The following is a 23280-nucleotide window of genomic DNA, read 5'->3' on the forward strand; positions in this document are numbered from 1 at the left end:
TTGCTGCGCGGCCCTTTTTAGGGCCTAGATGATGAAATTCAGCCACAAGATTCTGTTGGCCGCTGCACTGGTTGTGGTCAGTGCCTTCGCTTCGTTCACCCTGTACAACCACATCTGGCAAAAGCGCCTGCTGGCTCGAGAGCTGCAAAGCCAGCTGCGCGAGGTTGGCGCCCTGGCCGCTGACAGCGTTCACAACTGGCTTGGCGGGCGAGTACTGCTGGTGGAAAGCCTGGCACAACGATTGGCCGCAGATACCAGCGAGGCCTCTGTCGAGCAGGCTTTCGACCAGGATGTACTGAAGAACACCTTCAACATGGTCTACCTGGCGCGCGCCGATGGCAGTTTCAGCATTCGCCCGCAGCAGGATATGCCCGCCGGTTATGATGCCCGCCAGCGCGATTGGTACCTGCGTGTGCAGAGGCGCAACGACAGCGTTCTTACCGAGCCCTATGTCAATGCCGCCACCCAGGAAATGATCATGGCCGCCGCCGCCCCGGTGGTGCGTGCCGGCGAGTTGCTTGGCGCGGTGGGTGCGGGAATGCCTATCGATACCTTGGTGCAGATCATTGGCAGCGTCGATCTGCAAGGAAAGGGCTATGCCTATCTGGTCAATGGTGCCGGGAAGATCCTGGTGCATCCACAGACCGAGCTGATCAACCGTCGTCTCGACGAACTGGACCCGGCGCACCCCCTGAAAGTCAGTCGTGACCTGCAAGAGCACGAGGTCAATGGCCAGGTTCGCCTCGACACCTTCGTCCCGGTAGCCGGGCTGCCGGCTGCCGATTGGTATATCGGGCTATCGGTCGATCGCGATCTGGCCTACCGGCAGTTGCGCGACTTCAGCGGCTCGGCCTTGATCGCCATGCTGGTGTCGGTGCTGCTGGTGATGCTCGCCCTCGGGGTGTTGCTGCGTATGCTGCTGAAGCCGCTGTCACGCATGATCGTCGCCATGCAGGACATTGCCGCCGGTGAAGGCGACCTCACCCAGCGCCTGCCGGCCACTGGCCGTGACGAACTGGCCCAGTTGGCCCAGGCCTTCAACCTTTTCGTCGAGCGCATGCAGCGCACCATCGGGCTGGTCGCCACGGGTTGCGTCGGTGTCGATGACGGTGCGCGCAGTGTGGTCCAGGCCAGCCAGGCTACCCTGCGCCAGTCAGGCGAGCTGGTGCAGCGTAGCGACACGGTTGCCGCGGCCATTGAGCAATTGGGCGCCGCCGCCGAGGAAATCGCCGGTAACGCCGCCAATGTTTCGCTGCAAAGTGCTGCGGCGCGCAAGCAGGCCGAGCAGGGCCAGCGTATTCTGCGCGATGGTTCCACGGCACTTGATGCGCTCGCGGCCCAAGTTGAAACCGCCCGTGCGAGCATGGAGCAATTGGGCGGTCAGACCGAAGCCATCGGGCGTATCCTTGAAGTGATCCACAGCATCGCCCAACAGACCAATTTGCTTGCGCTAAACGCAGCCATTGAAGCTGCGCGAGCAGGGGAGTCTGGCCGAGGTTTTGCGGTAGTGGCGGATGAGGTTCGTCAACTGGCGCATCGCAGTAAGGGGTCGGCCCAGGAGATCCATGACATGATCGAATCGCTTCAGCTCGGCGCCCAAGCGTCGATTGCCTCGATGGTTGCCAGTCATCGGCATGCCGAGCACAGCGTAAACGTCATTGCTCAGGCCTGTGGGGGGATTGAGGCGGTCATCGAGCGTTTGGCCGATATTGATGCAATGAACCAGTCCGTTGCCGCCGCCACGGGTCAGCAGCGCGCGGTGGTCGAGTCGATCAGTCGCGAAGTGGGCGAAATCGCGACGCTCAATCAGCATGTTCAAATGGGCCAACAGCAGACGCTGGACGTTTGCAAGACGATGGATGTCAGATCGGGTGAATTGCGCCAGATGGTGGCAGGCTTCTGCATCCAGCGTTAGTGCGTTCGATGGTTGTCGGTGGCCGCACTGTTCAGCCTGCGAGGCGAGCGCGTGCTATGGCGTCATCTTCACGAAACCTGGGCTGCGTGACGTTCCGAACGGAACTGAGCCTTAGCCGAGTCGATGGCAGAGGTACGCCTGGGTCTGATAGGGGAACGCGATGGTTTCCCGGCCCCGCAGCGCAGGATGCGTCTGGATCAGTTCGCGCAGTTGCCGGGTAACCTCGGCCTTGTCCGCAGGCGGCAGGCTGGCGATGAAACTGACCGACAGGAAGCGGTCCATGATCACCGTTTCGGCGCTGCCGAGGTGAGTGTGCTCGAAGCAGGTCGGTTCCGGCGCCGAGAACCCCGAACCGTCGAACGCGGCGCGCCATTGGCCGGTATGAAAGCGCGGTGTATCGCCTTCGTAAGGGGTGATGATCCGGGTAATCGCCGCGACCCAATCGACCGATTCGTCCCGTACGTTCCACACCAGCCCCAGGCGCCCGCCAGGGGTGAGCACCCGGTGGATCTCTGCCAGTGCCTGGGCGTCGGCGAACCAGTGGAACGCCTGGGCGCACAGCACCACGTCGGCGCTGGCCGCGGGCAAGGGTATTGCCTGGGCTGTGCCGGCCAGCACCTCGATGCCGGGCACGCTCTTGGCGAACTCCCGGCGCATCGCATCGACGGGCTCGACGGCCATCAACCGGTCAGTCAATGGCAGGAGCTGGCGGGTGAATTTGCCGGTGCCAGCGCCAAGGTCGATCACGCGGGTTTGCCTGTCGATCATCAGCCGCTGTTGCAGCCAGGTGGTCAAGGCTTGAGGGTATGTGGGCCGGCCCTGGGCGTAGGTATGGGCCTGGCTGGAGTATCCGCTCTGGGCTGCGTCATGAATGGAAGGCATGCGGGGTGGCTCCTGACAGGGCTGGGGATGAGCGGATTATAGAAACCTTGCGGTGGTGTGAAGGTGAAACACTCCTGCGTAGGCTTGCACCCTAGGCAGGCCCACCAGTGGCTATCAATCGCCAGAGAAACTGCAACTGGCTGAGTTACAGGTTATCCAAGGGGGCTCATTCGGTGGACGGCAGCGATACTTTGCTGCCTATGCGGATTAGCTCATTAGAGAAACACAGGCCAACGAGGATCAGTGCCGCACCCGCGTACAGGCTTTCTCGCGGTATTTCATTGAGCGCTATAAAGGCCAGCAGTGCGGCGAACAGTGGCTCTGTCAGCTCCAACGCTTGCACTTGGGATGGTTTGAGATACTCGATTGCCTTTGTGGTGCAGAAGAAGCCCAGAATTGTCGGCAGCGTGGCGAGCGCCAGCAGTGTGGCGATCGCCAGCGGCGATAGCTCGCCCGCTGCGAAACCATCGGTAGCCGCCGGCATCAGGAGGTAGAAGCTGCCAAAGAACAACAATTGCCGGGTGAAATGCAGCCCTCCCGATACACCCATGCGCTTCATGGCAACCGAAAAGGCCCCATAGCCGCCTCCGCCAATCGCAGCAAGTACCGCGCCTTGCAGCGTGAAGCCTTGTTGCAGGTCGGCGCCAAAAATCACCGTAATCCCGGCAATCGTCAAGCCGGCGCCCATCATGGTGTTGGCTGTGATGGGATCGTGAAGGAAGATGCGCCCCAATAGAATCGAGGAAATGGAGGCGCTCGCCATCAGAATGATGACGACGCCGGCCGCTGCATAATGGCTGTAGGCGGCAGTTTCAAAGTGAAACAACACGAATATTCCGAGAAACGAACAAATGGCTGCAGGTAGCCACCTGCCAGGGGACGCGGGTCGTTTCAATAATGGCAGGAGAACTGACAACAGCAGGCAGCCGAGAGCGGTTTTGATCAAGGCGATGCTGCTCGAGCTGAAACCCACGCTGATCAAGAACTTGCTGAGTACACCGATGGTTGCATTCAAGGATGCGGCGCAGAGCGCAAACAGGATGCCTTTGCCTAGATGAGATCGCACGATGATATTCCCTTTCATTGTCTTTGGCGTGGGCAGAGCGCATGTCGCTGAAAATGGCTACCCATCGGCGCAGGGTAATGTGTAGAGCCTGCTCTACAGTCAAGGATCTTGTTGCTGTGAATATTGGCGAGCTGGAACGGCGGAGTGGAGTTGGCCTGAGCCTTTCGCCCATGGCAGAAACTGATTTCTAGGCGCTGCGTTGAACCACCTGCAGGATACTGAGTCGCAACTCTTCTTTTGCCTCATGCTCAGCGATGTCGCCTGATACCGCAGCATCCGACAGCGCATCTGCGGCCCCTAACATCGCCCAGAGGCTGGCGTTGGATACACCAACCGGCCCAGTGAAAGGCGCAAATATCTCGGCGCATTTCTTGAGCAGGGCCTTTTGGTAGTGGCGTTTGACGATGACCAGCTCTGGCGAGCCGCCAAGGGCCGCCAGGACGCCCTGGATCTCGCGCCCCTGTGTCATCACGCAATCGACATAGGCGTTGGCGAAAACCCTCGCTTTGTCCTGCACCGTAGGCTCAGCCGCTGCGACAGCATGATCGAAGAGGGCGGTTTGGCGAATGTCGAAGTCTTCATACAGTGCAGCCAATAACCCATTTCGGGTTCCGAAGTGATCGTAGACCACCGGTTTGGTGACGCCTGCCGCCTCAGCCAGACGACCGAGCGTGAGAGAATCGGTACCCTCGTCGTTGATCAACGCCCAGGAGACTTCCAGCAACTGGCGTGCACGGGCTTCCCGGGTCAGGCGTCGGCGCGAAGGTACGGGAGTTGGCGACGTCATGCGCAGGTTTGCCCCGCTGTGGCTGGTTCCTGGGGAGCGAAGATACTGGCACCGATCCTGTGCGCTGTGTGCAGATGAGCCTCTGCATAGTGACCATCCGAGGGAAGCAGTAGGCAGGAGCTGCGCACATTTGCGCCACAGTAGTCAAAAATCTCGTGGTCTATCTGGGCCTTCATGGCGGGTGTATAGCCGTGTCGCATGTAGGTGCCTTCATCGGCGCCGCCGATGGCCACCAAGTGCACCTGCAAGTGCCCCAATTTCTTTACCAACTTACCGTTGCTCATCTCCTCATAAGCCCAGCCCTGCGCAAAGACGCGGTCGATCCAGCCCTTGAGCACGGCAGGGAATGACCACCAGTAGATCGGGTAGACGATGACCAGGGCGTCCGCACGATCAAGTCGTTCCTGTTCTGCGGCAACGTCAGCGGGCGGGGCAGACTGCTTGAGAAATAGTCCGTGATCCGCCAGGTTGAAGCGCGGATCGAAACCCTCGGCAATGAGGTCAGCAATTTGCGCGCTGTGTCGGGAGTCCGAAGCGGTGATGCTTTGCGCGATGCGCTGGGCAATGGCATGAGTCAATGAATGGGGATTGGGATGGGCGACGACGATCACGCTGTGCATGGTTAGCTCTCCGAGTGTCAGGCGAGTAGCTCGCTTAACCATCAAGCGCCACTCTCTATATACTGAAAGTAACTTACCAAAGGTAACTTGTCTACGCGTGAACTGTCTGTGCCTGACCCGTTGTTCCCCCCCTTGCGAGCAAGGCGCGGGGGCGATCGGCGCCACCGCGGTCTCGGCCAGGATAGGGAGGATTGCGAACTGGAAAGCGTCGTTGCTCAGCACGCAGGTGAACGGCATGCTGAGGAACGCTGTGATGACTGACGTGAAATGGCCAGCGGATTCAGGGATCACATGGATCAAGCTCGCCGAGATCGATCTGATCATTCCTGTGCCAGGCATGATCCCGACGAAGATGCCAGCGGCGTCAGATCAGTCCTTCAGCCTGCAGGGTCTTCTGCACGGCCGGTCGGCTGGCTACGCGCTTCTGGAACTGCGCCACAGTCGGCCAGGGCGTAAGGTCAATGCCCAGCATGGGCGCCCAGTTGACGATGGTGAACAGGTAGGCATCGGCCACGCTGAAGGCCTTGCCGGTGAGGTAGTCCTTGCCTTGCAAGGCCTTCTCCAAAGCCCAGGCGTTTGCCGAAGGTATCGAGGGTCCTGCTCTTGGCCTCTGCGCTGATGCTGGGGTTGAACAGGGCTCCGAGGGTCTTGTGCAGTTCGGTGCCGATGAAGTTCAGCCATTCCTGCACCCGCACGCGCCCCAGCGAGCCCGCCGCTGGCAGCAGGTTGGCCTGGGGTTTCTGCTCGGCAAGGTACTGGACGATGGCCGGGCCCTCAGTCAGGACTTCGCCGTTATCCAGTTGCAGGGCTGGCACGTAGCCCTTGGCATTGAGCGTGTAGAAATCCGCGCCGCTGGCGGTGGTGTGGGTCTTGAGGTCGACTTTCTCGACGGTGTAGGGCAGGTCCAGTTCGTTGAGTACGATGTGCGGCGAGAGTGAACAGGCACCTGGCGAATAAAAGAGCTTCATTGTCTTCTCCCATTGCGTGGGTCAGCCGCGGGGCGGCAGCGAGGTGAGGCACTGTGCAGCATTCAGGTTATGCCACCTGAGCGGGATCTCAAGCCAGCCAGTGACCAGCGGCAAGTGACTGCCAGCCGAATCATTGCTCACCCAGCATTTCCCGCGCCAGGGTCAAGCGGCGGGTGTGGAAGTCGTACGCATAGAGTTCGGCATAGCGCCCCCATTCGATGGCCACCTTGAGCACGCGCTCGGCTTCCTCGGCGTCCATGTATTCGGTCAGGCGGTCGAGCACGGTCTTTTCCAGCAGGCCGGCGGGTTCCAGGTGAAGGCTGTCGAGGATGTAGCCGATCAGCGATACCCGGCCCTTGCACTGGCGCGCGAAGAGGTCCTGGCGCCGCGCCTGGCGGGCGGCGACGTAGTGGCGGCCCTGGCGCGTGAGGCGGATGTCGCCCTCGATCACCTGGGCGAAGCCGAGCAGGCCCAGGGCCTCGTATATCGGGAACAGCACCTCGTCGGGCAGCTCGGTTTCCTCAGCCAGGTGCGGCAGGTCGGCCTCGCCGTTGAACGGCTCGCCGGCGATCAGTTCGAGCACGCTTTCCATTCGCGCGATGTCGGCGCCGGGCAGCCGGTAGCCCAGCTCCACGGCCGGCGGCGCCCCAGCGGCGGCGATGGCTTCGGGGCGCTGGGTCATCAGTGCGTAGACCTCGTCGACCAGCGCGCGGACCTCGGCCGAATCGGCATTGCGCGGGCGCGGCAGGTCGATGTGCAGCTCCGAGCGCACCCGGCCCGGGTCGCTGGAGAGGATCAGGATGCGGTCGGCCATCATCACCGTTTCCTCGATGTTGTGCGACACCACCAGGATGCTGCGGGTGGTGATGCGGTGCTCTTCCCAGAGCTCGAGCATGTCGTCGCGCAGGGTTTCGCCGGTGAGCACGTCGAGCGCCGAGAAGGCCTCGTCCATCAGCAGCACCTCGGGGTTCATCACCAGGGCGCGGGCAATGCCCACGCGCTGGCGCATGCCGCCGGACAGTTCGCGCGGCAGCGCGCCGCCGAAACCTGCCAGGCCGATCAGCTCCAGCGCCGCGCCGGCCAGGCGCTCGCGCTCGGCCGGGGTCACGCCCTGGGCTTCCAGGCCGAGCTCGACGTTCTGCTGCACGGTCAGCCAGGGGAACAGCGCGAAGGTCTGGAAGACCATGGCCACGCCGCCCACCGGCCCATGGATCGGCCGGCCATGGTACTTGACGGTACCGCGGTCGGCGCCGACCAGGCCGGCGATGATCCGCAGCAGGGTCGACTTGCCCGAGCCAGAGCGGCCCAGCAGGGCGACGATCTCACGCTCGCGCAGGTGGAAGTCGACGCCTTCGAGGACGGTGCGCGGGGTGCCGTCGGAGGCCTGGAAGGCCTTGCTCACGCCCTTGAGTTCGATCAGCAGTGGTTTCATGGCAGGTCCTCAACGACGGCTTTCGGCGAGCAGGTACAGGCGGCGCCAGAAGAAGCGGTTCAGCAGCATCACGTAGATACACATCACACCGATGCCCAAAGCTATGCGGTGGAAGTCGCCGGCGTCGGTCATCTGCTTGATGTAGCTGCCCAGGCCGTCTGCCACCAGTGAGGTGTCGCCCCAGCTGACGTACTCGGCGACGATGCTGGCGTTCCACGAGCCGCCACTGGCGGTGATGGCGCCCGTGACGAAGCTGGGGAACACCGCCGGCAGGTACACGCGCTTCCATTTCAGCCAGCCGCGCAGGCCAAGGTTGTCGGCGGCCAGGCGCAGTTCGTAGGGGATGCTGGCCGCGCCTGCGACCACGTTGAACAGGATGTACCACTGCGTGCCGAAGACCATCAGCGGGCTCAGCCAGATGTTCGGGCTGAGCTCAAAATGCACCAGCAGCAACACCACCAGCGGGAACAGCAGGTTGACCGGGAAGGCGGCAAGAAACTGCGCCAGCGCCTGGACCTTCTGCGAGTAGCGAGGGCGCAGGCCGATCCAGATCGACAGCGGCACCCACACCAGCGAAGCAAGGCCGATCAGCAGCATCACCCGGCACAGGGTGATCAGGCCCAGGCCGAGCACATGCAGGGCTTCGCCCCAGCCGACGTCCTGATGCACGAACAGCCCCAGGCGCAAGAAGGCGAAGGCGCAGGCCAGCACCAGGATGAGGTCCCAGGCCCGCGGCCACCAGGCGGGCAGGCGCAGCCACTGGCGCCGTGCCACGGTGCCGTCGCGGCCCCCGGCAAACCAGCCCATGGCGTTCTGCAAACCCATCGCCAGCCACCCACTGAAGGCGCTCAACCAACGGCTGCGACGGGCCACGTCAAGCACCCAGGAACGCTGTGCGGTGTCGCCCTGGGTGTCTTCGAAGCGGAAGCGGTCGGCCCAGGCCAGCAGGGGGCGGAAGAACAGCTGGTCGTAAAGCAGGATGCCGGTGAGCATCGCGCCGATGGCCCAGGCAATGGCAGCAAGGTTGCGCTGGTCGATGGCCACGGCGATGTACGAGCCGATGCCGGGCAGCTTGATGTCCTGCCCGGCCACCGAGATGGCCTCGGCGGCGACCAGGAAGAACCAGCCACCGGACATCGACATCATCATGTTCCACAGCAGGCCGGGCATGGCAAAAGGCAGCTCCAGGCGCCAGAAGCGTTGCCAGGCCGAGAGGCGGAAGACCCGCGCGGCCTCGTTCAGTTCGGGCGGCACGGTGCGGAACGACTGGTACAGGCTCAGCGCCATGTTCCATGCCTGCGAGGTGAAGATGGCGAAGATCGCCGCGCATTCCACGCCCAGCAGGTTGCCCGGAAACAGCGCAATGAAGGGCGCGATGGCGATGGCCTGGAAGCCCAGGATGGGCACCGACTGGAGCACGTCCAGCAGTGGGATCATGGCCTTCTCGGCGGCGCGATACTTGGCCGCCAGCGCGGCGAACACAAAGGCGAACAGCAGCGAGAAGCCCAGCGCGATGAACATCCGCAGGATGGTGCGCATCAGGTAATAGGGCAGGTTGACCGGATCGAGGGATATCGGCAGCGCCTCGCCGACCACGAACGGCCGGCTCATCTGCATCGCGCCATAGGCGGCGAGCACCAGCAAGACCAGCACCAGCGGCAGGAGGATCCAGTCCCAGCGATTGGGCGCGGCGTCACGCAGGCCTGGCGACGGGTTGAACAGGCGGGCCATGAACAGGTCTCGATCGTCAGGATGTGGAATGGGCGGATGCCACAACGTGAGCCAGTATGGTTCACGTGGCTGGCAGGTCAATGTGTCGAAAGCGGACGGTCAGATGGAGGTAGCCACGCTGTTCGGATAAGGTTCGGTTGTCCGAAATGGAATGTCACGTGAAGGCACGAGGGTCATGGGTAACTTTTTTGATAAGTATGGAATGCACTTCAGATGACTGGTGAAACATTTGCCCCTTTCCAGGCCCTCGCCGCCGCGTTGCTGAAAAGCCTGCCGGCTGGCCAGCAAGACGGCTCCCATGATCTGTCCCATATCCATCGCGTGTGGGTCAACGCGCAGCGGATCCAGCGGGTGGAAGGCGGCGATCTGGAGGTGCTGCTGGCTGCGACGGTGCTGCATGACTGCGTCGCCGTGGAAAAGAACTCGCCACTGCGTGACCAGGCATCGACGCTGTCCGCGGACAAGGCTGCGTCGATCCTGGCTGGCGTGGGTTGGTCTGCGCAGCGTATCGAGCAGGTGGCACATGCCGTCAAGGCCCACAGCTACTCGGCCGGTTTCGAACCTGAGACGCTTGAGGCCAAGATCCTCCAGGACAGTGATAGGCTGGATGCCTTGGGTGCGTTGGGTATTGCCCGGTGTTTCTACACGGCTGGGCGAATGGGCTCGGCGTTATACGACTTCGAGAACCCCGGTGCGCAGGGCAGGGCGTATCGAGATACGGCCTATGCGATCGAGCACTTTCAAACCAAGCTGCTGAAACTTGCCTCAGGTTTCACAACCGGCGAAGGAGCTCGGCTGGCTGCCGAGCGCCATGGGCGGCTCGAGGCATTTCTTGCAGATTTCATGGAAGAGGTGGGCGCGAGCCAGGGCAACGCTGTGTGCGCTGACGGTTGCCGATAATCTCACCATTCAATCGCTCGCCCGTCCCACGCCCAGAACCCTCCGCTGTCCGTGGGCCCCAACCGTCCCACCTGCTCGATGACGCATTGCGCCGCGAACGCAGGGTCAAACAGCTTGCCCGCTGGCACATTTCCTTGAAACGGCCGCGACAGCTGCGTGTCGGTGGTCCCGGGATGCAGCGCCAGCACCGTGGCCGCCGGGTTCAGCCGCCTCAGCTCGATACTGGCCGTATGCAGCAGCTGATTGAGCGCTGCCTTGCTGGCCCGATAGCTGTACCAACCGCCCAGGCGGTTATCGCCGATCGATCCAACTCTGGCTGACAGCGCGGCAAAGGTGGCGGGCTCCTTGCGCAGCAAGGGCAACAGGTGTTTGAGCAGCAGTATCGGTGCGAAGGCATTGCTCGCGAAACTCGCCTGCAGGCCGGCAAGATCCAGTTGCGCCAATGATTTTTCCGCCTTGGCGCCGTCCTGCTGGAGGATGCCCAAGGTGCTGATGACCAGGTGAAGGTGGTCGCAGGCATGCCTAAGCTCAGCTGCCAGTGCCGCGAGCGCTTGTTCGTCTCGCGCGTCGCAATCCACCAGCACCAGGCGCTCGCCGTGTTGGCTGGCGAGTTCTGCAAGCGCCTCATTGCCCTTGGCGTTGCGTGAGACGGCCCAGAGCCTGGCCACCTCATCATCGGCCAGCAGTGCCGTACACAGCGCCAAGCCTATGCCTCGGCTTGCGCCGCCTATCAGGACATTGGCTTGGCCATTCAGGTTGGGTATCAGGCTCATGCAGTACCTCACGCGGCAGTGGGCAAAATCAGCTCGATCGTTTGTTGGATCAATGTCAGTCTGGCATTGAACTCGGCCTGTGACGCGCTACGCTTTGGGCAAGAATCCTTTCTTTGCCAAACCTCCGCCTTTCAATGGAGTGAGCAAATGATTCGCAAACCCCTGCTTGTGATTGTCATCGCTGTCCTGCTGGCGGGCTGTGGCGATGATTCTTCCCACTACGCGGTGTCCGATGAACACTGCCAGCCCGATCGTTTGAAGACCCTCCCCAACAATCCCAACCGGGATACGCTGGTCGAGAAGTGCATGCCTCGGCAATCCCCCTGAGGCTGCAGCCAGGGTTTTGCGGCCCATCGTCGGTCCGCTCTCATAGCACTGCACGCATTGAATTAGCAGGGACACTGTGAGAGCTACTGTCTTGCTCAATTTCTAAAAGCTGGCGCGGTCCCTGTGGGAGCGGGCTTGCCCGCGAACACCGGCGCAGCCGGTGCCATGCACCGCGTTGGATTCTTCGCGGCTAAAGCCGCTCTCACAGGGTATGCGGACCGCTTGCGAACCCAGTTCTCTACGCGACAGCGCAGCCCCAATGGCCTCCCTGTTCAATGGCCTTTCACTACCGATGCCGAGTCGCGACTGGCAATGAGTAAGCCTTCGAAAACGCCATTTTCATTTTGTGGATCCACAAAAATGGTTATCCAATGATTTGAATTGACTTTTAATCGATTTATGCCTTTCAATGGATCCACAAAAACAAAATCCATGGAGAGCTTCATGTACCCGAAAAACGCCTGGTATGTCGCCTGCACACCTGACGAAATTGCCGAGAAGCCCTTGGGTCGGCAGATCTGTGGCGAAAAAATGGTGTTCTACCGTGGCCTTGAGAAGCAGGTCCACGCGGTCGAGGATTTCTGCCCGCACCGTGGCGCGCCGCTGTCCCTGGGCTATGTCGAAAATGGCCAGCTGGTTTGTGGCTACCACGGCCTGGTGATGGGGTGTGACGGCAAGACCGTGTCGATGCCCGGCCAGCGCGTTCGCGGTTTCCCGTGCAACAAGACCTACGCCGCCGTCGAGCGGCATGGCTTCATCTGGGTATGGCCGGGCGACCAGGACAAGGCCGATCCCGCCACCATCTGCCACCTGGAATGGGCCGAGAACGAGCAGTGGGCCTACGGCGGCGGCTTGTTCCACATCAAGTGCGACTATCGCCTGATGATCGACAACCTCATGGACTTGACCCACGAAACCTACGTTCACGCTTCCAGCATCGGCCAGAAAGAGATCGATGAAGCCCCGCCGGTGACCACGGTCAATGGCGATGAGGTGGTCACTGCCCGGCACATGGAGAACATCATGGCCCCGCCGTTCTGGCGCATGGCCTTGCGTGGCAACAACCTGCCTGACGATCAGCCGGTCGACCGCTGGCAGATCTGCCGTTTTACCCCGCCCAGCCACGTGCTGATCGAAGTGGGCGTGGCCCTGGCCGGCAAGGGCGGTTACGACGCAGCGCCCGAGCACAAGGCATCGAGCATCGTGGTCGACTTCATCACCCCGGAGACTGAAACCTCCATCCACTACTTCTGGGGCATGGCGCGCAGCTTCAACCCACAGGATAAGGCCTTGACGGCCAGCATCCGCGAAGGGCAGGGGAAGATCTTCAGCGAAGACCTCGACATGCTCGAACAGCAGCAGGCGAACCTGCTGGCCAACCCGCAGCGCAATCTGCTCAAGCTCAACATCGACGCCGGTGGCGTGCAGTCGCGCAAGGTCCTGGAGCGGCTGCTCGCCGAGGAGCAGGCGCAGGTGACGCCGCAGTTGATCGCAACTGCCCAGTAACCCCCTGTCGATGTCGCGCACGGCCACCGCAGTGGCCGTCTACGGAAGGTGCACCATGATTGAAGTTGTCGTTAATTCCCGAAACCATGAAGCCGAAGGCATCTGCAGCTACGAATTGACCTGCGCCCAGGGCAACCCCTTGCCCGCGTTCAGCGCCGGCGCGCATATCGACGTGCACCTGCCCGGTGGGCTGGTGCGCCAGTACTCACTGTGCAACCACCCCCAGGAACGCCACCGCTACCTGATCGGCGTGCTCAACGACGCCGCTTCACGCGGTGGTTCGCGCTGCCTGCACGAGCAGGTCCAGGCCGGGCAACGGCTGCGCATCAGTGCGCCGCGCAACCTCTTCGAGCTGGTGCCAGGTGCCACGCGCAGCCTGCTGTTCGCCGGTGGTATCGGCATTACGCCGATACTCTGCATGGCCGAGCAGCTGTGGCTGCAGGGCGACCTGTTCGAACTGCACTACTGCGCGCGCTCAAGCGAGCGGGCGGCGTTTCTCGAGCGTTTGGCCGGCGCGCCATTCGCCAGCCAGGTGCACCTGCACTTCGACGAAAACCCCGAGTCACGTCTGGATGCGGCGCAGGTGCTGGCGCGGCCAGGGGCTGATGATCATCTGTATGTGTGCGGCCCGACCGGGTTCATGCAGCATGTGCTGGACACTGCCCGCGACCAGGGTTGGCCCCAGGCGCAACTGCACCGGGAGTACTTCGCCGCCACACCGGTCGACACCGGCAACGATGGTGCGTTCTCGGTCAGGCTCGGCAGCACCGGGCAAGTGTTCGAAATCCCGGCGGACAAGACGGTGGTCCAGGTGCTGGAAAGCCACGGGGTGTCGATTGCCGTTTCCTGCGAGCAAGGGGTGTGCGGCACCTGCCTGACACGGGTGCTGGACGGGGTGCCGGAGCACCGCGACCTGTACCTGACCGAGGACGAACAGGCGGCCAACGACCAGTTCACCCCATGCTGCTCCCGCGCCAAGTCCGCAGTGCTGGTGCTGGACCTGTAAGCCAGCAGACTAGTCGCTTCTGGAAATCACCTGTACCCCGCCCGCTGCGCTGGCTGCACCAAACACTTCGGCGTAGCGCAGCGTGGCGTTGGCGTGTTCACGCATGATGCCTTCGGCGCGCGCGCCCTGGCGGCTGCGCAGTGCATCCACCAGCGAGTGGTGCTGCATGTGGGCGAAGTTGAAGCGGCGATACTCGCGCGCCATGTCGTGGCGGTCGAAGGCCAGCGCCGACACGGAAGCGAAAGGGCGATGGTCATTGCGTGCCAGGGCCTCGGCAATGGCAGGGTTGCCGCTGCTTTCGACGATCACCTGGTGAAAGCGCAGGTTCAGGTCGTGGAAGCGCTCGAGGTCTTGCTCGGTGATGTAGCCCTTGTCGAACAGCGCGTCACCCTGATCCAGGCATTGCTGCAGCGTGGCCAGGGCCTCAGGTGCCAGGCCGCGCTCGGCGCACTGCCGCGCCGCCAGGCCCTCCAGCACACCGCGCACTTCCACGGCCCCGGTGATGTCCTCGACGCTCAAGGCCCTGACTTGAAAACCCTTGCCACCGTGGCGCACCAGCAGGCCTTCCTGCTCGAGAGTGCGAAACGCCATGCGCACCGGCATCCGTGAGACGCCGAAGCGCTCGGCAGTAGGGACCTCCATCAAGCGCTCGCCACCAGCCAGTTCGCCGGAAGCGATCATCTTGCGCAGGGCGACCAGGATGGTCTGGCCGTGTTTGCTCATTGCAGGCGACCTCGGAAAAGAGGCCGCCATGTTAGCGCAACGAATCAAGGCTGTGCAGGTAGGGCAGCGCGGGTTGCATGCCGCCCCAGGGCCGCCAGGTTCAGGCGTTGGACAGTGCGCTGGGTTGTCGCGCCTCGGGCCGAGGGTTGAACAGCAGCAACGCCGCTGCGGCGATCACGAACACCACGGCGAACACGCCATACAGGTGCAAGGGTTGCCAGCCATCGTCAAGCAGCAGCCCGGCAATACTGGGTGAGAGGATCGCACCGATGCGGCCGATGCCAATCCCCCAGCCCACGCCAGTGGCGCGCACCGACGGGCCGTAGAGCATCGGTGACAGTGCATACAGCCCTGCAACGCAGCCATTGGCGGCCAGGCCGATCAGCAAACCCAGGGCCAGGGCGAATGTCACCGAAGTGGCCGTGCAGGCAAACAGCACCAGCAGCCCGGCGGTGACCAGCATGAACAGCGAGAGTACCGTTGCCAATCGCCAGCGCGATGCCAGCAGGCCGATCAGGGCCGCGCCGACGATGCCGCCGACACTGAGCAGCACCCCGCCGCTGACGCCCTGTTGGGCGGACAGCCCGGCGGACGCCAGCAATTTCGGTGTCCAGCTCATGACGAAGTAGAAGCCGGACATCACCAGGAAGAACAAGCCCCATAGCAGCAGGGTGGTGCCCCGTGCCTCGGCGCTGAGCAACTGCAGCAGGGCGCTGCGCTGGGCTGCCGGTGAGGCCGCTGCGGCAGGCGGAAAGGCGCCTGGGGCAGGCTGGCCGAGCTGGATGGCCAGGCGGTCGAGCTTTGCCACGCCCTTGGCCGGGCGTTTGGCCAGCAGAAAGTCCAGCGACTCGGGCAGGCACAGCATGACGACCGGCAGCGTCGCCAGGGTAGCCCAGCCGCCGACGGTGAACACCGAGCGCCAGCCGAAGTGGGTCAGCAGCCACACCGACAATAGCCCGCCGAAGGTTGCGCCCAGGGCATAGCCGGTTGACTGCAGGCTAACCGCCAGGCCGCGCCAGCGCTTGTTGGCGTATTCGCCGGCGATGACGTTGCTGCTGGCCAGAATGCCGCCGATCCCCAGCCCGGTCAGCCCGCGCAACAGCGCCAGCTGCAAGGGCGTCTGGGTGTGTGCGGACAGCAGCATGCCGATGCCGGAAAGGGCCAGGCAGCACAGGATCAGCGGTCGCCGGCCGAAGCGGTCGGCCCAGGGCGCGATGAACAGCGAGCCTGCTGCCATGCCAAACAACCCGGCGCTCAGCAACAAGCCGACCTGCGCGCCATTGAGGTTCCATTCGCTGGCGACCGACGAAGCGGTAAATGCCATCACCAGGACATCGAAGCCATCGATCATGTTGAGCACGATGCACACACCGATGGCCAGGTACTGGAAGGGGCGCATGGGGTGTTCGTTGATCACCTCTCTCAGGCACTGATTCATGGCTGCACCTCGGTGGCAGGGGCAGCAGGGCAGAAAGGCGAAGGCAGCCACCCTGGGGCGGCTTGGGACGGTTCGTACATGGAAGCACCTTTGTTCTTGTGATCGGTACTGGCTCGAGTGCCAGCACGTCAGGTGCAAATCAAAGCTTTTTGTGGATCCCTACATCAATAGGTCGGCCAAGCGACTTTGCCGTTCTAGAGACTCGATTTCATTTTTATTATAAAAAATGCTTTTAAATCAATGAGTTACATTCGTTTTCCTGGCGATAATTCAGTTCGATTATCGAACAGAGAATGATTGCTGATTTATGGATCCATTTTGAGGGGGTCAACCCCTGTGGCAGGGGAAGGGTGGCGCTTCTGGGGGCCGTTATTCGCCACCCCGAATGGCACATGCACCATGGGCAGATCCCCCGCCGCCGAATACAGGTGACTGCGCTGGTCATCAAAGAACATATGCGGCTTGAGAATCTGCAGCACTCGCTCTTTTTCCATCCCTCCGAGGAAGAATGACTCGTCCGGCGAAACCCCCCAGTTCTTCAAGGTGGTCACCACTCGCTCATGGGCCGGCGCATTGCGCGCGGTGACGATGGCGATGCGCAGGATGCGCTTGTACGCGGGGTCCTGCGCCAGCTTGCGGTCTTCGAGCTGGCGGATCAGCGACAGCTTCTTGTAGAGGTCCGCCAAGGGGCCTGGTTGATGCGGAATCGCCTTGCGCTCACGTTCATGGGCCTGGAACTCATCCAGGTTCAGGCGCTGCTTGTAAACGCTTTCCGCCTCGTCATCGGCAATCACGCCATCGAAGTCGAAGGCCACCCGCAGCTCGGTGTCGATCTCGTCATCGTAGATCTTGCTCGGCAGCACCAGGCCCGCCGGGTAGTCGGCATCGATCGCTCGCTGCACGTCGCCTTCATGGGCGCTGAGGAACAGCGAGGCGTTGAACGCGGGGATGTATTCGTACGGCGAACGACCGGACATGAACGCCGCGCGGGTGATGTCCAGGTTGTAATGGTTGATCGAACGGAACACCCGCAGACCGGTTTCCGGCGAGTTGCGCGAGAGCAGCACCACTTCCACCGGCAGTTGCTCGGGAAAGGCCTTGTTGATGCTCAGGAAGCGGCGGATGAACGGGAAGGCCACGCCCTTGGGGAAAGGCACGTCGAGGTTTTCTTCCTGGTGCAGGCGATACGCTTCGACGCCCTCGGACTGGTAGATGCTGTCGGAGACGGTCAGGTCGAACAGGGCGCTGGAGGCGACGCCGACGACGAGTTTCTGTTCGATGGGGTAGGGCATGGGCTGTCCAGAGAAAGGCGGGTACCAGCCACCATGATAGGCCAACGCCATGCTAATCTGCGCCAGCGTTCCTCCAAGGCCAGATCCCGCATGCCCATCGTCGACAACCTGATCGCCTTTACCCTGGCAGCCACGCTGCTGACCCTGACCCCAGGCCTGGACACTGCCCTGATTCTCAGGACGGCCACGGTAGAGGGGCGCAAGCAGGGCATGCGCGCTGCCCTGGGCATCAACGCCGGCTGCCTGCTGTGGGGCGCAGCCGTTGCGTTCGGCCTGGGTGCATTGATCGCGGTTTCAGAGCTTGCCTACAACATCCTCAAGTACTGCGGGGCTGCCTACCTGGCCTGGCTTGGCGTCAACATGCTCCTGCGCCCACGGCGATCGTTGGCACCCGCCGGGGAGGACGGCCAGCGCACTGCCAACTGGTTCCTCAAGGGCATGCTGGGTAACTTGCTCAACCCCAAGGTCGGGATCTTCTACGTGTCGTTCCTGCCCCAGTTCATCCCGCAAGGCCAGCCCCTGGTGGCCTGGACCTTCGGCCTGGTCAGCATCCACGTGGTGCTCGGCCTGCTGTGGGCGCTGGCGCTGATTGGTGCGACTCGGCCGTTGGCGGGGCTGTTGCGGCGGGGCAAGGTCATCCAGTGGATGGACCGTGCGACCGGCCTGGTATTCGTGCTGTTCGCGGCTCGGCTGGCGTTGGGCAAGCGATAGGCGCCCAGCGCAGAGACCTACATGACGTTGATCGAACCATCCAGATTGCATTCCCGGTTTTCACCACCCATGTCTTGCGGAAGAAACGCGGTCAGGTCATAAGGCAGCAGCACCGTGTCCAGCGCAAAAGAGAAGGGCACGTCGATCAGGCCAACCCAGCCGTCAGCGCCATTCTGAGTAGCAAAGTTCCAGCCCAAGCGTGTGCCCGGATACACGCAGCGCTCGCCATCGAGGTGAATGAGCGTACTCCAGCAGCCACTCAACAACAGCGGCAGGGTGAGCACCAGGCATTTGGCAATCCTTTTCATAAGCTCCGTCATACCTTCCGTGTCGTTCATCAACGCGCTTCAACCAGGCGCAGTTCACCATCCCGGTACTGCACCTCGCGCCCCAGCCATTCACTGCTCACTTGCGGCAGCACCGCCGAGGGCTTGCGCAGTTCGCGCAGCAAGGTCGAACCGTGGGACAACCGCCCACCCATGCGCGCAATCACTGCCCGCGCAGCTTGATACTGAGCATGGCGGCCAGGGTCGAGGCTGTCTTCGAGGAGGATGTCCTGGCCCAGGATGCCTTGCACCTGGCCGGGATAGATCATGAAACCGCTGGCCTGTTCGCTGCCCTGGCTGCCGTCCTGCCAGAAGCTGCCATCGCGGCTGCGCACGTCTGGATGTGGGGCGAACCAATACGCACGCTCCGCTTCAGGCATGGCGTGGTGCACGCGGAAAAATATCCGCATCAGGTTGTCGCGGTACCACTCGCGCACTTGCAGGTAGTAACCACGCAAGCCGGGCAGGCCAACGCGGTGCGCAAGTGTCACGGCATGCGGCCAGGCCGGCATCGGCTGCAGGGGCAGTTCGGTCGGCGCCGGGCGCGGGGTGCCGGGGTCGGTCTCCCAGGGCAGGCGGTGGGGGCTGTGCTGCAGGTCGTCGTAAGCGGTCGGTGGCCGGCCCAGCCAGGCCCCACCGCTGCTGGCCAGGGCCGTGGCGATGCACAGGTTGCCTTGCACCACGAAGACGTAGAAGCGGCTGAACCAGTCCGCCAGTTGCTGGCCGTCGGCAGCGGCCGCCTGCAGCTGCGCCAGTTCCTCGTCGAAGCGTTGCAGGCCGGGGGCCAGGGCTTGCAGGTGGCTGCGCGCTGCGCGTTGCATACGCCACAGGCGCGGCAGCGAGCGCAGCAGGCGTGCCGGCCGCCAGGGCAGTGCCGGGGTAGCGCCGCCAACCTCGCCAGCGTAGCTGGCGGCAGAGATGCCCCAGTCGGCCAGGCGGGCGAGGAACAGGTCGTTGTTGATATAGGAGGCGCCACCGAACACGGCGGTGAAGGGCTCGTTGTCCTGCAGCACGCGGCTGTCCCAGCGCGCCATGATCGCCGGGATGCTGGCAGCGGCGCGGCGCTGGGCATATTCGACGAAGCGGCTGGGCTGGGGCGGCAGGATCTCGGCGATGTTCGCCGAGGTCAGGTGGCGGCGCCAGCCGTGCTCGCTGATCGGGCGGTACTGCAGCAGCCACAGTTGCTGGCCGTCCCAGGCCCATTCGATGTCGCCGGGCACGTAGTGGAACACCTTCAGCACGGCTTGCAGGAAGTCCCACAGCGCAGTGGCTGTCAGGCCGTGCAGGTCGGAGAACTGGCCGCTTTGCCAGGCGGGGCCCAGGCGCGACAGCGTCGCGCGCAGGGGTGTGGCCTGGCCGTCGGCCAGGGCTTCCAGGTGGCCTTCGAGCCACTCCAGTTCCACCGACAGGTGGCGCACGAAGGCGATACCGGACACCTTCGGCGCGATGAAGCGCTGTACCACCACTTCCTCGACGCCGGCTTCACGCAACTGGCTGACGCGGGCGGCGATGGCATTGCCGGGCACGCGCAGGTAGGTGGTGCTCAGGCCGGCGTTGGCGGCATCGGCCTGGTCCTCGCCGTAGCTGGACGAGCGCACTGCCCACAGGGCGTGCGGGGCCGAGGCGAGTAATGAGGCGAGGCGCGGGTCGTTGCCATCGTCGAGGCTCAGGGCTTCTGGCACGGCCTGGCCGGCAAGCGCCGCCAGCCGCAGGCGGCCGCCTTTGGTGTGGGCGACAAAGCCTTGGCTGCCCGATTCCAGCCAGGCGGCGAATGCTGCGGGTGCGTCGATCCAGGGGTAGTGGCCCCAGCCGGGTTGCAGGCTGATGCGCAGGTCGGCGCGGGCGAGGATCGCCGACCAGGCGGCCGCCTGCGCAATGCCCAGCATGCGGTCGTGGTCGCCCCATACCAGCTCGACCGGGTCGGTGATCCATTCCAGCAGCGGCAGCGCGGTGTCGGCACGCAGCTGTTCCCAGGACGGCACGAAGGCCCGGCAACGGGCGTAGCCGGCGCCCATGCGCTGGTACTGCGCCGGCGTCCAGCGCTGGCTGGAAAACTTGCCGGCGAACCAGTGCGGTTTATGGCTGAGCAGCCCGTGGATGGCCTTGCGCAGCGGCAGCGGCGACATCAGTGCCGGCAGGCGCCGCTGCCAGAGGAAAGCGCCGACCGGGGCCAGCAGCACGCTGCGGCTGAAGTGCCCCGGGCGACGCTGCAGCGCATGCAGCACGATCAGCGCGCTGACGCCAACGGCCATGATCGCGTGACCGCGTTCGGTCAGGCTGAGCAGTGCTTGCGCGTACGCGTCCAGGCTGGTGCAGGGCGGCGAGGGGTTGTCGCCGAAACCCGGCAGCTCCAGGGCCTGCACCCGGTAGTGCCGGAAGTGCGGCAGGGCATCGTCCCACCAGTCGGCGGCGCTGCCGTTGCCGGCCAGCAGGTAAAGCAGGGGCTTGTTCATCGATGCTCCTCAGGCCAGGTCACGCAGCGCACTGTCCAGGGTCGGGTACTGGAAGCGGTAGCCGGCTTGCTCCAGGCGGCTCGGCAGCACGCGCTGGCCGTCGAAGAACAGCTCGGCCATTTCACCGGCCAGGGCACGCACTGGTGCTGCCGGGATATGCAGCCACACCGGGCGTTTGAGCAACCGGCCGACAGCCTGGGCGAAAGTGGCCTGGCTGACCGGCTCGGGCGCCACCAGGTTGTAGGTACCCTGCATGCTGCTGTCGGCCATGGCGCGCGCCATCACTGCCAGCACATCGTCACGGTGCACCCAGCTCATGACCTGCCGGCCATCGCCCATGCGCCCGCCCAGGCCCAGGCGAAACGGCATCAGCAGGGGCGTCAGCGCACCACCCGGGCCGAACACCACGCCCAGGCGCAGCACAACCTGGCGGGCGCCCAGGGTGCTGGCCGGGCTGGCCGAGGCTTCCCAGCGATCGCACAATTCGGCCATGAAGCCATCGCCTTTGCTGGCGCCTTCGTCCAGTGGCTGGCTAGCGTCGCGCACACCGTAATAACCGATGGCCGAGGCCTGGATCCACAGCGCCGGCTTGTGCCTGGCCTGGCGCATCCAGCGCAGCAAGGCCTCGGTAGTGCCGACCCGGCTGGCGAGCAGCTGGGCCTGGCGGCGTGGCGTCCAGCGTGGCCCGGCGACGGGGGCGCCAGCCAGGTTGATGACCACATCGAAGCGTTCGTCATGGCCGAGTTTGTCGAGGCTGCGCAGGCAGCGGGCGCGGCCGTCGAACAGGTAGGCGGCGCGCAGTGGGTCGCGGGCCAGCACGCTGACGCTGTGCCCGGCATCGAGCAGCTGGTTGACCAGGGTTTCGCCGATGAAACCCGTGCCGCCGGTGACCAGTACCTGCTTGTAGGCCCCTCCGGCAAACGGGTTGGCCGGCTGCCCCTGGCGTTGCATGCGCAAGGTTGCCAGCGCATCGCGAATGCCCGACGCGGTCACGCCGAGGGCGAACAACGTCAGCAACCAGCCGCGCCAGCCGAGGTCGATGGCCACCAGGCCGCTGGGCAGGCTCGACCACTGCAGCAGCTGCAGGCCGTACAGGGCGAAGAAGGCGCCAGCGTTGATCGCCAGCACGGTGTGCATGATGCGCTCGATGGCAGGCAGTTTGCGGCTGCGGTCCTCGACCACGAAGTCCCACAGCGTCAGGCCGATTTCCAGGGTGAAGACCACTGCCACGATGACCGCCCAGGCACCCTGGAAGGCCACATGGGCGATGCCCAGGAACAGGATGCCGTAGCAGCACGAGCGCACCGCATGGATCGCCAGCTCCAGCCGCGCACTGTAGCGCTGGGGCAGGGCCACGGTCAGTTCATGGTGGTAAAGGGTGTCCAATGCGCCCAGCAGGCCTTGGATCAGCAGCAAGTTCAGGGCCCAGTTCAGGATCGGCAGTTCAGCCACGTTCAAGTCCTTTCAAAGTGGTGGTGGGGCGGTCGTGGCGATACAGCCACAGCAAGGGCGGCAGCAGGGCGAGCAAGGCCAGGCCATCGATGACCAGGTGCGACCACATCCCGGCCTGCAGCGACACCAGCATGTCCTGCGGTGCCCACAGCACGATGCCGCACGCCAGCCAGGCCCAGGCGCTGTGGCTGCGCAGACGGTCGCCCAGGTGGATCAGGCCGAGCATGTACAGTGAGTAGCTTTGCAAGGTGGCGCCGAACAGCGCCAGCCACCAGACTTGCTGCTCACGGGCAGGCGCTGGCGCTGCCTGGCCCCAGAAGGCCTGCTCGATGCTCAGTTGGTAGTTGCCCAGCAGCGGGCTATGGCCGGCCCAGGTCAGGCCCAGGCCAATCAGCAAGTGCATCAATGCTGCAGCTTGCAGCCAGCGCACCCAGATGCGGCGCACCTGCACTGTAGAAGAGAAGAGCATTCCTTGACCTTGCGGCTTCCATGTCGGCGGGTAGTGTACCTCGATTCGCTTGATGGTTTGCCGCAAGACCTTCAGCGCCTGTGAGATCGAGCGCCGCCCGCGCGGCGCATCGCGAGCTACGCTCGCTCCTACGTTTGTTTCGGGCCAATTATTTCTGTGGAATTTGCGCGCGGACGCCTTGGCGCATGACTCGATATCGCGATGTACCCATAAGGCGATCGCGCGCGTCTGTCACAGGCGTTACTGGCCCGAAACAAACGTAGGAGCGAGCGTAGCTCGCGATGCGCCGCGCGGGCGGCGCTCGATCTCACAGGCGCTGAATACCGTGAGGCGAACACCCCTGATCAACCCTATCTATCAACCCATCCACCGTATCAATTTGACTGCGACATTCTGCCTCAGTAACGTGCGCGGCTCTTCGTTGCAGCCCCAGAGATCCCCTGTTTTGCCTTCCCCCTGACCCCTCTGTCGCACCCCCGCAATCCGTAAATTCCCGACTTCCG

20 protein-coding genes and 3 pseudogenes are annotated in these 23280 nt (G+C 63.6%); 7 read left to right on the top strand and 16 right to left on the bottom strand.

Annotation, left to right across the window (positions count from 1 at the left end; all coding sequences use genetic code 11):
• Positions 1-31: 31 nt before the first annotated feature.
• Both OCX61_RS27315 and OCX61_RS27320 read left to right on the top strand, forming a co-directional pair.
• A pseudogene (locus OCX61_RS27315) lies at positions 32-1003 on the top strand (cache domain-containing protein); the annotation flags it as partial.
• Between the two features lie 390 nt (positions 1004-1393).
• Positions 1394-1915, top strand: a pseudogene (locus tag OCX61_RS27320) (methyl-accepting chemotaxis protein); the annotation flags it as partial.
• A 111-nt stretch (positions 1916-2026) separates the two neighbouring features.
• Here OCX61_RS27320 and OCX61_RS09715 read toward each other — a convergent pair.
• The 7 genes and pseudogenes from OCX61_RS09715 to OCX61_RS09745 form a co-directional block, all read right to left on the bottom strand.
• Positions 2027-2797 carry a class I SAM-dependent methyltransferase gene (locus tag OCX61_RS09715; protein WP_261943587.1) on the bottom strand — a complete coding sequence of 257 codons (771 nt, stop codon included), beginning with the start codon at positions 2795-2797 and terminating at the stop codon, positions 2027-2029.
• A gap of 166 nt (positions 2798-2963) precedes the next feature.
• Positions 2964-3881, bottom strand: coding sequence for a DMT family transporter (locus tag OCX61_RS09720; RefSeq protein WP_410011099.1), 918 nt, complete (start codon positions 3879-3881; stop codon positions 2964-2966).
• A gap of 169 nt (positions 3882-4050) precedes the next feature.
• Entirely contained in the window at positions 4051-4650 is a 600-nt protein-coding gene (locus tag OCX61_RS09725; protein WP_261943588.1) for a TetR/AcrR family transcriptional regulator, read from the bottom strand.
• Complete coding sequence (locus OCX61_RS09730; protein WP_261943589.1) at positions 4647-5270, bottom strand: NAD(P)H-dependent oxidoreductase; 624 nt, start codon at positions 5268-5270, stop codon at positions 4647-4649. Before OCX61_RS09730 ends, OCX61_RS09725 begins: the two co-directional genes overlap by 4 nt.
• Before the next feature lie 364 nt (positions 5271-5634).
• Positions 5635-6238: pseudogene (gene gstA / locus OCX61_RS09735) on the bottom strand (glutathione transferase GstA).
• A 130-nt stretch (positions 6239-6368) separates the two neighbouring features.
• On the bottom strand, positions 6369-7670 hold the full coding sequence (locus OCX61_RS09740) for an ABC transporter ATP-binding protein (protein ID WP_261943590.1): 1302 nt from the start codon (positions 7668-7670) through the stop codon (positions 6369-6371).
• Positions 7671-7679: 9 nt separating this feature from the next.
• Positions 7680-9401 (bottom strand): ABC transporter permease, encoded by a 1722-nt coding sequence (locus OCX61_RS09745; protein ID WP_261943591.1) that lies wholly within the window; start codon positions 9399-9401, stop codon positions 7680-7682.
• A gap of 213 nt (positions 9402-9614) precedes the next feature.
• Here OCX61_RS09745 and OCX61_RS09750 point away from each other — a divergent pair, with 213 nt between their 5' ends.
• Complete coding sequence (locus OCX61_RS09750; protein ID WP_261943592.1) at positions 9615-10301, top strand: HD domain-containing protein; 687 nt, start codon at positions 9615-9617, stop codon at positions 10299-10301.
• Between the two features lie 2 nt (positions 10302-10303).
• On the opposite strand, the gene OCX61_RS09755 is transcribed toward OCX61_RS09750, so the two are convergent.
• A complete protein-coding gene (locus OCX61_RS09755; protein ID WP_261943593.1) occupies positions 10304-11074 on the bottom strand; it encodes an SDR family NAD(P)-dependent oxidoreductase in 771 nt (256 codons plus the stop codon).
• 147 nt (positions 11075-11221) lie between these two features.
• Between OCX61_RS09755 and trbK the strand changes: the two genes are divergently transcribed.
• On the top strand, positions 11222-11401 hold the full coding sequence (gene trbK, locus OCX61_RS09760) for an entry exclusion lipoprotein TrbK (protein ID WP_085676025.1): 180 nt from the start codon (positions 11222-11224) through the stop codon (positions 11399-11401).
• A 272-nt stretch (positions 11402-11673) separates the two neighbouring features.
• On the opposite strand, the gene OCX61_RS09765 is transcribed toward trbK, so the two are convergent.
• Positions 11674-11847, bottom strand: coding sequence for a hypothetical protein (locus tag OCX61_RS09765; protein ID WP_261943594.1), 174 nt, complete (start codon positions 11845-11847; stop codon positions 11674-11676).
• On the opposite strand from OCX61_RS09765, the gene OCX61_RS09770 reads away from it, so the two are divergent.
• Both OCX61_RS09770 and OCX61_RS09775 read left to right on the top strand, forming a co-directional pair.
• Entirely contained in the window at positions 11846-12907 is a 1062-nt protein-coding gene (locus OCX61_RS09770; protein ID WP_261943595.1) for a Rieske 2Fe-2S domain-containing protein, read from the top strand. The genes OCX61_RS09765 and OCX61_RS09770 overlap by 2 nt on opposite strands.
• 55 nt (positions 12908-12962) lie before the next feature.
• Positions 12963-13913: a PDR/VanB family oxidoreductase gene (locus tag OCX61_RS09775; RefSeq protein ID WP_261943596.1), complete on the top strand. Its 951-nt coding sequence runs from the start codon at positions 12963-12965 to the stop codon at positions 13911-13913.
• A 9-nt stretch (positions 13914-13922) separates the two neighbouring features.
• Here OCX61_RS09775 and OCX61_RS09780 read toward each other — a convergent pair whose 3' ends face one another.
• From OCX61_RS09780 to OCX61_RS09790, 3 genes are all read right to left on the bottom strand, one after another.
• Positions 13923-14636 (bottom strand): GntR family transcriptional regulator, encoded by a 714-nt coding sequence (locus tag OCX61_RS09780; RefSeq protein WP_085676022.1) that lies wholly within the window; start codon positions 14634-14636, stop codon positions 13923-13925.
• 100 nt (positions 14637-14736) lie between these two features.
• The gene (locus OCX61_RS09785; RefSeq protein ID WP_085676021.1) at positions 14737-16074 is read right to left on the bottom strand and encodes an MFS transporter; all 1338 of its coding nucleotides are present in this window, start codon (positions 16072-16074) and stop codon (positions 14737-14739) included.
• Between the two features lie 305 nt (positions 16075-16379).
• Positions 16380-17366 (bottom strand): 5'-nucleotidase, encoded by a 987-nt coding sequence (locus tag OCX61_RS09790; protein WP_261943597.1) that lies wholly within the window; start codon positions 17364-17366, stop codon positions 16380-16382.
• 90 nt (positions 17367-17456) lie between these two features.
• On the opposite strand from OCX61_RS09790, the gene OCX61_RS09795 reads away from it, so the two are divergent.
• A complete protein-coding gene (locus OCX61_RS09795; RefSeq protein ID WP_261943598.1) occupies positions 17457-18077 on the top strand; it encodes a LysE family translocator in 621 nt (206 codons plus the stop codon).
• Positions 18078-18094: 17 nt separating this feature from the next.
• Here the strand turns inward: OCX61_RS09795 and OCX61_RS09800 are convergent, their stop codons facing one another.
• From OCX61_RS09800 to OCX61_RS09815, 4 genes are read right to left on the bottom strand one after another with little or no spacing between them, the layout of a single operon-like run.
• Positions 18095-18415, bottom strand: a complete 321-nt coding sequence (locus OCX61_RS09800; RefSeq protein ID WP_261943599.1) for a YceK/YidQ family lipoprotein — start codon at positions 18413-18415, stop codon at positions 18095-18097.
• Positions 18415-20856, bottom strand: a complete 2442-nt coding sequence (locus OCX61_RS09805) for a PEP-utilizing enzyme (RefSeq protein WP_261943600.1) — start codon at positions 20854-20856, stop codon at positions 18415-18417. The genes OCX61_RS09800 and OCX61_RS09805 overlap by 1 nt, the downstream gene beginning before the upstream one ends.
• Before the next feature lie 9 nt (positions 20857-20865).
• Positions 20866-22308, bottom strand: a complete 1443-nt coding sequence (locus OCX61_RS09810) for a TIGR01777 family oxidoreductase (RefSeq protein ID WP_261943601.1) — start codon at positions 22306-22308, stop codon at positions 20866-20868.
• Positions 22301-22777 carry a cell division protein gene (locus OCX61_RS09815; RefSeq protein WP_261943602.1) on the bottom strand — a complete coding sequence of 159 codons (477 nt, stop codon included), beginning with the start codon at positions 22775-22777 and terminating at the stop codon, positions 22301-22303. Before OCX61_RS09815 ends, OCX61_RS09810 begins: the two co-directional genes overlap by 8 nt.
• Positions 22778-23280 lie beyond the last annotated feature (503 nt).

This window comes from Pseudomonas sp. LRP2-20, assembly GCF_024349685.1.
Lineage (GTDB): Bacteria > Pseudomonadota > Gammaproteobacteria > Pseudomonadales > Pseudomonadaceae > Aquipseudomonas.